The sequence below is a fragment of the Streptomyces sp. NPDC046870 genome, from assembly GCF_040704595.1.
GTDB lineage: Bacteria > Actinomycetota > Actinomycetes > Streptomycetales > Streptomycetaceae > Streptomyces > Streptomyces argyrophylli.
In genome coordinates this window covers 1-13,708 of record NZ_JBEYXM010000041.1, presented here as the reverse complement: position 1 = coordinate 13,708, position 13,708 = coordinate 1, and the positions used below count along the sequence as shown (strand labels likewise).

Annotated in this window: 5 protein-coding genes, 1 tRNA gene and 1 rRNA gene; 1 reads left to right on the top strand and 6 read right to left on the bottom strand. The window is 70.5% G+C overall.

The features are described from left to right. Positions 1–114 precede the first annotated feature (114 nt). The 3 genes from AB0946_RS40005 to AB0946_RS39995 form a co-directional block, all read right to left on the bottom strand. A complete protein-coding gene (locus AB0946_RS40005) occupies positions 115–2,877 on the bottom strand; it encodes a DNA translocase FtsK (protein WP_366765652.1) in 2,763 nt (920 codons plus the stop codon). Positions 2,878–3,034: 157 nt separating this feature from the next. Continuing rightward, complete coding sequence (locus AB0946_RS40000; RefSeq protein ID WP_366765651.1) at positions 3,035–3,715, bottom strand: response regulator; 681 nt, start codon at positions 3,713–3,715, stop codon at positions 3,035–3,037. Positions 3,716–4,009: 294 nt separating this feature from the next. Then, positions 4,010–9,469: a HAMP domain-containing protein gene (locus AB0946_RS39995; protein ID WP_366765650.1), complete on the bottom strand. Its 5,460-nt coding sequence runs from the start codon at positions 9,467–9,469 to the stop codon at positions 4,010–4,012. Between the two features lie 410 nt (positions 9,470–9,879). Between AB0946_RS39995 and AB0946_RS39990 the strand changes: the two genes are divergently transcribed. Beyond that, a complete protein-coding gene (locus AB0946_RS39990; RefSeq protein WP_366765649.1) occupies positions 9,880–12,639 on the top strand; it encodes a SpoIIE family protein phosphatase in 2,760 nt (919 codons plus the stop codon). A 47-nt stretch (positions 12,640–12,686) separates the two neighbouring features. Here the strand turns inward: AB0946_RS39990 and AB0946_RS39985 are convergent. The 3 genes from AB0946_RS39985 to rrf all read right to left on the bottom strand — a co-directional run. Next, positions 12,687–12,759 (bottom strand) — tRNA-Thr (locus AB0946_RS39985). A gap of 85 nt (positions 12,760–12,844) precedes the next feature. Then, on the bottom strand, positions 12,845–13,507 hold the full coding sequence (locus tag AB0946_RS39980) for a DegT/DnrJ/EryC1/StrS family aminotransferase (RefSeq protein ID WP_366765682.1): 663 nt from the start codon (positions 13,505–13,507) through the stop codon (positions 12,845–12,847). A 114-nt stretch (positions 13,508–13,621) separates the two neighbouring features. Next, positions 13,622–13,708 (bottom strand): 5S ribosomal RNA (gene rrf / locus AB0946_RS39975); the annotation flags it as partial.

Below are 13,708 nucleotides of genomic sequence, written 5' to 3'. Positions count from 1 at the left end.
TTCGCTCAACTGGACGTACGACAAAGGGAAACGGTTGCCCGCCGGTCGCTAACGGGTGGGTCACGGCGATCCGCCACCCGGCGTAAGCACGTCCGCCGAACGGCCCTTCGCGCCTCACCCCTCCGACTCCCCGCGGAGCACGGCGAGCACGCCGTCCAGCTCGTCGGGCTTCACCAGGACGTCACGTGCCTTGGAGCCCTCGCTCGGCCCCACGATGTTGCGGGACTCCATCAGGTCCATGAGCCGTCCGGCCTTGGCGAAGCCGACGCGCAGCTTGCGCTGGAGCATGGACGTCGAGCCGAACTGGGTGGAGACGACCAGCTCGGCCGCCTGGCACAGCAGGTCGAGGTCGTCGCCGATGTCCTCGTCGATCTCCTTCTTCTGCTTGCTGCCCACGGTGACGTCGTCCCGGAAGACCGGCGCCATCTGCTCCTTGCAGTGCCGGACGACGGCCGCGACCTCCTCCTCGGTCACGAAGGCGCCCTGCATACGCGTGGGCTTGTTCGCACCCATCGGCAGGAACAGGCCGTCACCCTTGCCGATCAGCTTCTCGGCGCCGGGCTGGTCGAGGATGACCCGGGAGTCGGCCAGCGAGGAGGTGGCGAAGGCGAGCCGGGAGGGCACGTTGGCCTTGATCAGACCGGTGACCACGTCGACCGAGGGGCGCTGGGTGGCGAGCACGAGGTGGATGCCGGCCGCGCGCGCGAGCTGCGTGATGCGCACGATCGCGTCCTCCACGTCCCGCGGCGCGACCATCATGAGGTCGGCCAGCTCGTCCACGATCACCAGCAGGTACGGGTACGGCTGCAGCTCGCGCTCGCTGCCCTCGGGCGGCTTGGCCTTGCCCTCGCGCACCGCGCGGTTGAAGTCGTCGATGTGCCGGTAGCCGTAGGCGGCCAGGTCGTCGTACCTGAGATCCATCTCGCGGACCACCCACTGCAGCGCCTCGGCGGCCCGCTTGGGGTTGGTGATGATCGGCGTGATCAGGTGCGGGATGCCCTCGTAGGCGGTCAGCTCCACGCGCTTGGGGTCGACCAGGATCATCCGGACGTCCTCGGGGGTCGCCCGCATCATGACCGAGGTGATCAGGCAGTTGATGCAGGACGACTTGCCGGAGCCGGTGGCGCCGGCGACCAGCATGTGCGGCATCTTCGCCAGCGAGTGCATGACGTACCCGCCCTCGACGTCCTTGCCGAAGGCGACCAGCATCGGGTCGTCGTCCTCCGCCGACTCCGCGAGGCGCAGCACGTCACCGAGGTTGACCATCTCCCGGTCGGTGTTCGGGATCTCGATGCCGACCGCGGACTTGCCGGGGATCGGGCTGATGATCCGCACGTCCGGGCTGGCCACCGCGTACGCGATGTTCTTGGTCAGCGCGGTGATCCGCTCCACCTTCACGGCGGGGCCGAGTTCGACCTCGTAGCGGGTGACCGTCGGGCCGCGGGTGAAGCCGGTGACGCGCGCGTCGACCTTGAACTCGGTGAAGACCTGGGTGAGCGAGGCGACGACGGCGTCGTTGGCCGCGCTGCGGGCCTTGCCGGGGCCGCCGCGCTGGAGCAGGTCCAGGGAGGGCAGCGCGTAGGTGATGTCGCCGGACAGCTGGAGCTGTTCCGCGCGCGCGGGCAGCTCGCGGGGTTCCTCGGGGGCCTTCTTGGTCAGGTCCGGGACGGAGCCGCTCGCCGGCTTCTGCTGCTCGGGGCGGGCCGCCGGGACCGGCCGGGGCGCGGCAGCGGGAGCCGGCTCGGCGGCGGGCGCCGGCGCGGGCGACGGGGTGGGCACCGGGGTGGTGTCCTCGCGCTCGCCCGCGCTCACCCCCTGGGTGAGGTCGGCGACGAGCGGGGACGGCGGCATGCCGTGCTGGACGGCGCCGTCGAGCGCGGCGGCGGCCGCCGCCGCGACGTCCACGGCGTCCATCTGGCGCTGCGGGTCCGGCTGTGGCACCGCGGAGCGCCTGGGGCGCCCGCGGCGCTGCGAGAGGGCCTCTTCCTCGGCGCTGTCGGGGTCGTACGCGTGGGGGGCGGCGGAGCGTCGGCGGGGGCGCGCGGGCGTCGGCTCGCGCCACTCCTCGTCGTAGTACTCCTCCCCGTACCGGTCCTCCTCCGGGTCGCGCAGCACGCCCAGGTGCACGCCGAGCGTCCGCAGCCGCTGCGGGATGGCGTTGACCGGGGTGGCGGTCACCACGAGCAGCCCGAAGACGGTCAGCAGCACCAGCAGCGGTACGGCGAGCACCTCGGTCATGGTGTACGTCAGCGGGGTGGCCGCCGCCCACCCGATGAGGCCGCCGGCGTCCCTTATGCCCTGCATGCCGTCGCTGCGCGCGGGCGAGCCGCAGGCGATGTGGACCTGGCCGAGCACGCCGACGACGAGGGCGGACAGGCCGATCACGATCCGCCCGTTGGCCTCCGGCTGTTCCGGGTGCCGGATGAACCGTACGGCGATCACCGCGAGCAGTATCGGCACCAGCAGGTCGAGCCGGCCGAAGGCCCCGGTGACCAGGATCTCGACCAGGTCGCCGACGGGGCCGCGCAGGTCCGCCCAGGTGCCGGCGGCGACGATCAGGGCGATGCCGAGCAGCAGCAGCGCGATGCCGTCCTTGCGGTGGGCCGGGTCGAGGTTCTTCGCGCCCTGCCCTATGCCGCGGAAGACGGCGCCGACGGCGTGCGCCAGGCCGAGCCAGAGGGCGCGCACGATCCGGTACAGGCCCCCGGTCGCGCTGGGCGCCGGCCTCGCGGGCACGGCCTTCCTCGCCGGGACCTTCCTGGCGGGAGCCTTCTTGGCCGGGGGTTTCCTCGGGGCGGCCTTCCTCGTCGGAGCCTTCGCGGGAGCCGCCGCCTTCTTGGCGGGCTGCTTCTTGGCTGCGGAGGGACGTGAGGCCATGGTGTGAGGTTACCGGGGGAGACGACAGCGGACACCTGTGCCCACAGCTTCACCCGTTCGTGTCGTGCCTGCCGGGGCCCGGAACTGACGCAGGCTCATCCGGGACCCCGGCTGCGGTGTACGTCGGTTCCGCCCGTGCGCCGGATCCGTCTGACCGTCAGTTCTGCGAGGACACCGGGGCACCGGCGCCGCCCGCGCCCGGCTCCAGGGCGTCGAGCGCACGGCGCAACCCGGTGAGCTTGCGCTCCAGATGGGCCGCCGTGGCCACGGCGGCCGCGTCCGCGGAGTCGTCGTCCAGTTGCTTGGACAGCGCCTCCGCCTGCTCCTCGACGGCCGCGAGCCGCGCGGACAGCTCGGCGAGGAGCCCGGCCGGCTCCTTGCCGGCGGCTCCGCCCTTGCCGCCGCCCTCCAACTGGAGCCGCAGCAGCGCCGCCTGCTCCCGAAGCTGGCAGTTCTTCATGTACAGCTCGACGAAGACCGAGACCTTCGCGCGCAGCACCCACGGATCGAACGGCTTGCTGATGTAGTCCACCGCGCCCGCCGCGTAGCCCCGGAAGGTGTGGTGCGGGCCGTGGTTGATCGCCGTGAGGAAGATGATCGGGATGTCCCGGGTGCGCTCACGCCGCTTGATGTGCGCGGCGGTCTCGAACCCGTCCATGCCCGGCATCTGGACGTCCAGCAGAATGACCGCGAAGTCGTCCGTGAGCAGTGCTTTGAGCGCTTCCTCCCCGCTCGATGCCCGCACCAGCGTCTGATCGAGCGCAGAGAGGATGGCCTCCAGCGCCAGCAGATTCTCCGGCCGGTCATCGACCAGGAGGATCTTGGCCTTCTGCACCATGGCCCGCCCTCCTCGCCCCGGCGGTACACCGGGCGCCGCCCCAGGGGACGACTCCCTTTCGCCGCCCGTCCTTGTGCCGGTCATCGTAGCCGCACCCCGCCTGTCGACACACCCTGTCACCGCGATGTCACTGTGCACACAGCGGAAACGCGGCGGCACCCGGCATGGTTCCCGGAATCCGGGACTCCGCCGCGTACCCGCTCTTCATCATGCAGCAACTCCCCGCGTCCGCCGGAGCATCCCCCGGTGTTCACCGCACACCTGTCCGATTCGTTCACCATGGTCACCCGGCGGTCACTCCGCGGTCATCCACTGACGCATCACCGACAGCAGGTGATCAGGATCGACCGGCTTGGTGACATAGTCGGAGGCGCCCGACTCGATCGCCTTCTCCCGGTCGCCCTTCATCGCCTTCGCGGTCAACGCGATGATCGGCAGCCCCGCGAACTGCGGCATCCTGCGGATCGCCGTGGTCGTCGCGTACCCGTCCATCTCCGGCATCATGATGTCCATCAGGACGACCGCCACGTCGTCGTGCTGCTCCAGCACCTCGATGCCCTCGCGGCCGTTCTCCGCGTACAGCACCGACAGGCCGTGCTGCTCCAGGACGCTGGTCAGCGCGAACACGTTGCGGATGTCGTCGTCGACGATCAGCACCTTCTCGCCGCCGAACCGCACCGCGCCGCCCTGCTGCGGCGCGCGCTCCTGCTCCGGCACCGCCGTCCACTGCTCGGGCCGCTGGCCGCCCTCCGGCAGGCTCCGCCGCCGACGCCTGAAGAGCGCGGCGGCCCCGTTCTGCGTCTCCTGGTACGACTTCACCTCGGCCGGCGTCTCGATCTCCACCGCGGACAGCTCCGAGGACAGGTGCGCCTCGGAGGCCACCAGGTCCCCGGCCTCCAGCGCGGGCACGGACTGCTGGTAGCCCTGCGGCGGCAGTTCGCTCGGGTTCAGCGGCAGGTAGAGCGTGAACGTCGAGCCACGGCCCGGCTCGCTCTGCGCGTGGATCTCACCGCCGAGCAGCTGCGCGATCTCCCGCGAGATCGACAGGCCGAGGCCGGTGCCGCCGTACTTGCGGCTCGTGGTGCCGTCCGCCTGCTTGAACGCCTCGAAGATCACCCGCATCTTGCTGGCCGCGATGCCGATACCGGTGTCGGTCACCGAGAACGCGATCAGCTCGCCGCCCGGATCGCGCAGCGAACCGGCCTCCAGCAGCTGCTCCCGGATGGACTGCGGCACGCTCGCGCCGGCGGGCCGGATCACCAGCTCCACCGACCCGGAATCGGTGAACTTCACCGCGTTGGACAGCAGGTTGCGCAGCACCTGCAGCAGCCGCTGCTCGTCGGTGTGCAGGGTCGCCGGAAGCTCCGGGGAGACCCGTACGGACAGGTCCAGGCCCTTCTCCGCGGTCAGCGGCCGGAAGGTGGCCTCCACGTAGTCCACCAGCTGGACGAGCGCGATCCGCGTCGGCGAGACGTCCATCTTGCCCGCCTCGACCTTCGACAGGTCGAGGATGTCGTTGATCAGCTGGAGCAGATCGGAGCCGGCGCCGTGGATGGTCTCGGCGAACTCGACCTGCTTGGGCGAGAGGTTGCCCTCGGCGTTGTCGGCGAGCAGCTTCGCCAGGATCAGCAGCGAGTTGAGCGGGGTGCGCAGCTCGTGGGACATGTTCGCGAGGAACTCGCTCTTGTAGCGCATCGACACCGCGAGCTGCTCGGCACGCTCCTCCAGGACCTGCCGGGCCTCCTCGATCTCGGTGTTCTTCACCTCGATGTCCCGGTTCTGCCGGGCCAGCAGCTCGGCCTTCTCCTCCAGTTCGGCGTTGGACGCCTGGAGCGCCTTCTGCCGGTTCTCCAGCTCGGCCGACCGCTCCCGCAGCTGCTCGGTCAGCTCCTGCGACTGCTTGAGCAGCTGTTCGGTCTTGGTGTTGACCGAGATGGTGTTGACGCTGGTCGCGATCATCTCGGCGATCTGGTTCAGGAAGTCCTTCTGGATCTGCGTGAACGGTGTGAAGGACGCCAGCTCGATCACACCGAGCACCTTGCCCTCGAACAGCACCGGCAACACGATGACCTGCGCGGGCGGCGCCTCGCCGAGCCCCGAAGAGATCTTCAGGTAGCCGCTCGGCGCGTCCGACACCAGGATCGTGCGCTTCTCCTGCGCGGCCGTGCCGACCAGCGCCTCACCGGGCCGGAACGACGTCGGCATGGAGCCCATCGAGTAGCCGTACGAGCCGAGCATCCGCAGCTCGTAGTCGTCCTCGCCGTTGCCGACGCCCTTGCCCTCCATCAGCGGCATCGCCACGAAGAAGGCGCCGTGCTGCGCGGACACCACCGGCGTCAGCTCGCTCATGATCAGCGAGGCGACGTCCTCCAGGTCCCGGCGGCCCTGCATGAGGGCCGAGATCCGGGCCAGGTTGCCCTTGAGCCAGTCCTGCTCCTTGTTGGCGATCGTGGTGTCGCGCAGGTTGGCGATCATCTTGTTGATGTAGTCCTGGAGCTCCTGGATCTCGCCGGACGCGTCCACGTCGATCTTCAGGTTCAGGTCGCCGCGGGTCACCGCGGTCGCCACGCGCGCGATGGCCCGCACCTGCCGGGTCAGGTTCCCGGCCATCTCGTTCACCGACTCGGTGAGGTCCCGCCACGTGCCGTCGACGTCCCGCACGCGGGCCTGACCGCCGAGCTGGCCCTCCGTACCCACCTCGCGGGCCACGCGCGTGACCTCTTCGGCGAAGCTCGACAGCTGGTCGACCATCGTGTTGATCGTCGTCTTCAGCTCGAGGATCTCACCGCGCGCGTCAATGTCGATCTTCTTCGTCAAGTCGCCCTTGGCGATGGCCGTGGTGACCATGGCGATGTTGCGCACCTGACCGGTCAGGTTGGACGCCATCTGGTTCACCGACTCGGTGAGGTCCTTCCAGGTGCCGGCCACGCCCGGAACGTGCGCCTGGCCGCCCAGGATGCCGTCCGTGCCCACCTCACGGGCCACCTTGGTGACCTGGTCGGCGAACGAACTCAGCGTCTTCACCATGGTGTTGATGGTGTCGGCGAGCTGGGCGACCTCACCGCGCGCCTCGATCGTCACCTGCCGCGTCAGGTCACCGTTGGCGACGGCCGCCGCCACCTGGGAGATGTTCCGCACCTGCATGGTCAGGTTGTTGGCCATCAGGTTGACGTTGTTGCTCAGGTCCTTCCAGATGCCCGTGACGCCCGGTACGTGCGCCTGGCCGCCCAGGATGCCCTCGGTGCCCACCTCACGGGCCACCCGGGTCACCTGCTCGGCGAAGCTGGACAGCTGGTCGACCATCGTGTTGACCGTCGTGACGAGCTCGAGGATCTCGCCCTTCGCGTCCACCGTGATCTTCTTGGACAGGTCGCCCTTCGCGACCGCCGTCGTCACCTCGGCGATGTTGCGCACCTGGATCGTCAGGTTGTTCGCCATGAAGTTCACGGACTGCGTGAGGTCCTTCCAGGTGCCGGAGACACCCTGCACCTCGGCCTGACCGCCGAGCATGCCCTCCGTACCCACCTCACGGGCCACACGCGTGACCTCCTGGGCGAACGACGACAGCTGGTCGACCATCGTGTTCAGCGTGTTCTTCAGCTCCAGGATCTCCCCGCGCGCGTCCACGGTGATCTTCTGGGACAGGTCACCGCGCGCCACGGCGGTGGCGACCTGCGCGATGTTGCGCACCTGGGCCGTGAGGTTGCCGGCCATGCCGTTCACGGAATCGGTCAGATCCCGCCACACACCGGCCACACCGGGCACCTGCGCCTGCCCGCCCAGGCGGCCCTCCGTCCCCACGTCCCGCGCCACGCGGGTCACCTGGTCGGCGAAGGCCGACAGCTGGTCGACCATCGTGTTGATCGTGTTCTTCAGCTCGAGGATCTCGCCGCGCGCGTCGACGTCGATCTTCTGCGACAGGTCACCGCGCGCCACGGCCGTCGTCACCTGGGCGATCTGCCGCACCTGGGACGTCAGGTTCCCGGCCATGAAGTTGACGGAGTCCGTCAGCTCCTTCCAGGTGCCGGAGACGCCGTCCACCCGGGCCTGACCGCCCAGCCGGCCCTCCGTACCCACGTCCCGGGCCATCCGCGTGACCTGGTCGGCGAAGCTCGACAGCTGGTCGACCATCGTGTTCACGGTGTTCTTCAGCTGGAGCATCTCACCGGAGACGTCCACGGTGACCTTCTGCGACAGGTCGCCGTTGGCCACCGCCGTGGTCACCTGGGCGATGTTGCGCACCTGCCCGGTGAGGTTGCGGAACGCGGTGTTGACGGAGTCCGTCAGGTCCTTCCAGGTACCGGCCGCCCCCGGCACCTGCGCCTGGCCGCCCAGCTCGCCCTCGACACCGATCTCCCGCGCGACCCGCGTCACCTCGGCACCGAACGCCGACAGCTGGTCCACCATGCCGTTGACGGTGTTCTTCAGCTCCAGCATCTCGCCGGCCACGTCGACGGTGACCTTCTGCGACAGGTCACCGCTGGCCACCGCGGTCGTCACCGCGGCGATGTCCCGCACCTGGGTGGTCAGGTTCCGGAACACCGTGTTGACGGAGTCCGTCAGGTCCTTCCAGGTGCCCGCCGCGCCCGGCACGTTCGCCTGCCCGCCGAGCCGTCCCTCCGCGCCGACCTCGTTGGCCACCCGTGTGACCTCGTCCGCGAAGATCCGCAGCGTCTCGGTCATCTGGTTGATCGTCTCGGCGAGCTGCGCCACCTCGCCGCGCGCCGGAACCGTCACCTTCTGCGACAGATCACCGTTGGCCACCGCGGTGGTCACCTGGGAGATCCCGCGCACCTGCGCGGTCAGGTTGCCCGCCATGGTGTTGACGGAGTCCGTCAGCTCCTTCCACACCCCGGCCACCTCGGGCACCTGCGCCCGGCCGCCCAGGATGCCCTCCGTGCCCACCTCCCGGGCCACCCGCGTCACCTCGGAGGAGAACGCCGAGAGCTGGTCCACCATCGTGTTGACGGTGTTCTTCAGCTCCAGCATCTCGCCGGCGACATGGACGGTGACCTTCCGGGACAGGTCGCCCTTGGCCACCGCCGTGGTCACCAGGGCGATGTCCCGCACCTGGGCGGTCAGCCGGTCCGCCATGGTGTTGACGGACTCGGTCAGGTCCTTCCACGAACCGGACATACCGCGCACCCGGGCCTGGCCGCCGAGCTTGCCCTCGGTGCCGACCTCGCTGGCCACGCGCGTGACCTCGTCCGTGAACGTCGACAACTGGTCGACCAGGTTGTTGACGGTACGGCCGACCTTCAGGAACTCACCCCGCAGCGGATGCCCCGTACCGCCGTCCGGCGCCTGCGTCCGCAGCTCCATCCGCGGCGACAGATCGCCCTCGGCGACCGCCGTGAGCACCCGGCCGACCTCCGAGACCGGCCGGACGAGGTCGTCCACCAGCGCGTTGGAGTTGTCGATGGCCGTCGCCCAGGAGCCCTCGCAGGCCCCCGTCTCCAGCCGCTCCGTGAGTTTTCCCTCACGCCCCACCATGCGCCGCACCCGCGACAGCTCGCCGGTCAGGTGCAGGTTCCGGTCGGCCACCTCGTTGAAGACGGCCGCGATCTCCGACATCACGCCGTCCCCGGAGACCGTGAGCCGCTTGCGGAAGTTCCCGTCGCGCATCGACACGAGAGCCGCCAGCAGCCGGTTCAGGGCAGCGGTGTCCACCGTGGTGGTGCCGCCGCTCCTGCCCAGGGACGATTCGCCTTTCGCGCGCGTCCTCGTGCCTCGCGTCGCCGCGCCAGACTCCACTGTGTCCCTCCCGGAGGGGTAGACCGTTACTGCTGTACTCGGCCGCTTCGGCCCGGCCTGCCGGTCATCGGCCTGCCGGTCACTCACGCGTACCGATCACTGCTGCGTTCTCCTGCCAGACGAGATCCGGCCTCACCCAGGGCTGCTGCCCGCCGTACACCGAACACACGCAGCGCGACCCGACCTCCGTCAGAAGCCTGCCCAGTGTTTCACCCCGGCCCAACCAGGCCATAACAGTTCGGCAGCTTCGCACATCGTCCGCACACCCTGGGGGCGTAAACACCGGCGACCGGCATCCGCGCGGACCGCGAAGGTAAGTAACCTTGCATGCGGCTGTCCAGCCGCACCGGTCCGACCGGTCTGGGCGGTGGCACGAGTACGAGCGGGCATCGGAGGGGCGGCCGGACACCATGACCACCGGACTGATCCCCGGGGCACAGCCCCCGGAGCCACAGCCGACGGGCGAGCTGATGCCGCAGCAGCGGAGCGAGCCGGCCGGCCACGCAGCCCTGCATGTCGACAACCGGCCGAGGAGTTCTGTGATCACCGCGCGCGCGGCTGCCAGTTTCGAGCCCGTCGGACGATCGGTCGCGACCGCCCGGTCCTTCGTCCGCGACACCCTCCAGGGCTGGGGGTTCGCCGACATCGTCGACGACGCGGTCGTCCTCACCAGCGAACTGGTGACCAACGCCGTCGTCCACGCGGGCACCCACGCGGAGGTGCTGTGCCTGCGCACCGAGGACGGCGTGCGCATCGAGGTCTCCGACCGCTACCCGGAGCGCGAGGTCCCCCTCCAGAGCTCCGCCGTCACCATGAGCAGCCCCGACCGCGAGGGCGGCCGCGGCCTCCAGCTCTGCGCGGCCCTGGCCACCCGCTGGGGCGTGGACTACACCCCCACCCACAAGAACGTCTGGTTCCAGCTCGACCTGCCCGAACGTATCGTCGGCACCCGCACCGCCGGCCCGGCCCTGCCCGCCGACCTCCTGCCGCTGGCCGACGGCCGCGTCCGCGTCGCGGTCCTCCAGGTCGACCGCAAGGGCGGCATCAGCGCCTGGAACGAGGACGCCGAGGAACTGTTCGGCTACCCGGCGTCCGACGTCATCGGCAAACCCCTCACCGACCTGGCCGCCTGGCCGCACACCCCCGGCACCGGCACCGGCGTCGCCGAAGCCCTGCAGCTCTCCCGCTGGGAGGGCACCTACGGCATCCGCGGCGCCGACGGCCGTGTGGCCCAGGTCTACGCCTCCCACCTCAGGGTGCGCGACACCGGAGGCGAACCCTCCACCGTCTGCCTCCTCGTCCGCGACCACGAGCGCGCCGTCCTGCAGACCCCCTCCCGCGTCCCGGCCGCCGACCCCGCCCCGTCCGCCGACGGGCAGAGCACCGACCCCTTCGAGGTGTTCATCGGCTCCCCCGCCCCGGACGACCTCGACGGCCTCCTCCAGCGCACGGTGGAACGCGCCCGCGACATGCTCGACGGCGACTCCGCGTTCCTGCTGCTCGCCACCGACGACGAGACGGAACTGGAGGTCCGCGCCTCCACCGGCCTGCCCTCCGCCCGCCAGCGCTTCGCGCGCGTGCCCGTCGAAGCGGGCCCCGGACGCTACGGCTCCGCCCGCATGCCCGCCGTCCACGACGACCTCGTCGCCGTCCCCGGGGCCGTGCCCCTGCTCGCCGGAACCGGCATGCGATCCGTCGTCACCGTCCCGCTCAAGGTGGAGGGCCGCCTCACCGGCTCCCTCGGCGTCGCGGCGGAGGCACCCGGCCGGTACACCAACGAGGAGGCGCTGCGGCTGCAGTTCGCCGCCGACCGCATCGCCCTGGCCGTCGAGTCCGCCCGCCTCGGCGAACTGGAACGGCTGCGCCGCGGCTCCCTGAGCTTCCTCGTCGAGGCCTCCGACCTGCTGGCCGGCACCCTGGACCGCGACCAGACCCTCGCCCTGATGGCCCAGATGACGGTCCCGACGCTCGCCACCTGGTGCGCGGTCTACACGATCGCCGACCAGGCCTCCGAGCCGTACCTGTCGTACGTCCTGCACGAGGACGAGGAACTCATCGACGGCATCAAGTCACTGCTGTCGAAGGTCCCCCCGCCGGACCCGGTGCCGACCCCCGGCGCCCGCGTGTGGACGGCCCCCGGCGAGATCGCCCACCAGGCCGCCCTGCGCACCTCCATGCGCAGCCTGGGCCTGGCCGGCGGCCTCACCCACCAGGTCGCCTCCGGCATCGGTCCGACGCTGGCCACGGCCTCCGCGGTCGGCGGCGAGACGGTCGTCCTGCCGCTCGTCGCCCGCAACCGCGTCATCGGCATGCTGACCCTGGGCAAGCCCGCCGACGAGCACTTCCGCCAGGAGATCCTGGAGCTCGCCGAGGACTTGAGCCGACGGGCCGCCCTCGCCCTCGACAACGCCCGCCTGTACTCCGAGCGCACGGCCATCAGCCAGTCTCTCCAGCGCAGCCTGCTCCCGCCGGGCCTGCCGCAGATCGACGGCGTCGAGGTGGAGGTCATCTACCGCGCGGCCGGCGAGGGCAACGAGGTCGGCGGTGACTTCTACGACCTCTTCCCCATCGGCGACGGCGCGTACGGCTTCGCCATCGGCGACGTCTGCGGTACGGGCCCCAACGCGGCGGCGGTCACCGGCCTGGCCCGGCACGCCCTGCGCCTGCTGGCCCGCGAGGGCCTGTCCGGCCCCGCCGTGCTGGAGCGCCTGAACTCCGCGATCCTCGACGAGGGCGACCGCAGCCGCTTCCTGACCCTCCTCTACGGCGAGATGCGCCCGCAGGAGGACGGCAGCGCCGAGCTGAAGGTGGTCTGCGCCGGCCACCCGCTCCCGCTGCGCCTGCGCCAGGACGGCACCGTGACGGCGGCGGCCGAACCCCAGCCGCTGCTGGGCGTCATCGAGGACCTGGAGCTGTACGAGGAGACGGTCACCCTCGACCCGGGCGACGTGCTGCTCTGCGTCACGGACGGCGTCACCGAGCGCCGGGAGGGCACGCGCATGCTGGGTGACGACGGCCTCGCCGACGTCCTCACGACGTGCACGGGTCTGACGGCGGGCGCGGTCGCGGCGCGCATCATGCGCGCGGTCGAGCGTTTCGCCTCCGACGCCCCGTCCGACGACATGGCGATTCTGGCGATGCGGGTCCCGGGAATCCACAAGGAGGCGTGAGGAAACACGAAAAGGCCCCACCCGGAAGGGTGGGGCCTTTTTGCCGGAGCCCCCAAACGGAATCGAACCGTTGACCTTCTCCTTACCATGGAGACGCTCTGCCGACTGAGCTATAGGGGCCTGTCGTTTTTCGAGGTTTCCCTCGCGGCGACGAAGAAACTGTACCCCGAGCAGGCCCGAGTTCCCAAATTCGTACGCTGCCCGGTCAGAAGGCAGGCTGAAGCAGACCGCCCAGGGCGTTGCAGGCGGACACCACGCGGTGCATCTCCCGCTTGGTGAGCGCGGCGTCCACGGGCAGCGCGAGCGTCACGTCGGCGGCCAGCTCGGTCTGCGGCAACGACACGCACCGGCGGAACTCCGGCAGCCGGTGCACGGGCGTCTTCACCGGCACCCGGCACTCGACGCCCTTGGCCCGCACGGCCCGTGCGAAGGCGTCCCGGTCAGGCCGGCCGTTCCCCGGCACCCGCACGACGTACTGCTGATAGGTGTGCCCGTCCCCACCGTCCGGTGTCCGTACGCCCTTCAACTTGGCGTCGAGGTAAGCCGCCCGCTGCCTGCGCTGCGCTATCTCGTCGTACGGCGCCTCGGACTCCCCCTGCTCCAGCACGAGCAACCCGTGCCGCTGCCCGAGCGCGTGCAACCGCCCGATGTCGGCCCGGCGTCCGAAGCGGTGCACGACAACCACCGCGGCCGTACGGGCGGTTACGGCCGCCTGGACCGCGTCCGGGTCGAGGCAGTAGGTCACGGGATCTATGTCCGCGAAGACCGGGAGCGCGCCCGCCAGGGTCACGGCCTCGGCGACCTCGACGTTCCCGAAGGCCGGTACGACGACCTCGTCACCGACTCCGACGCCGGCGGCCCTGAGCATTGCTGCAGTTCCCATGCCTGGGATGCTGGGCTCGCAACGTGAACGACACGTTAAGCACAACAGAAAAAGGCCGGACCCCTAACCGAAGTTCAGGATCCGACCTTTTCAAGAATTGTTCGGCGGTGTCCTACTCTCCCACAGGGTCCCCCCTGCAGTACCATCGGCGCTGTGAGGCTTAGCTTCCGGGTTCGGAATGTAACC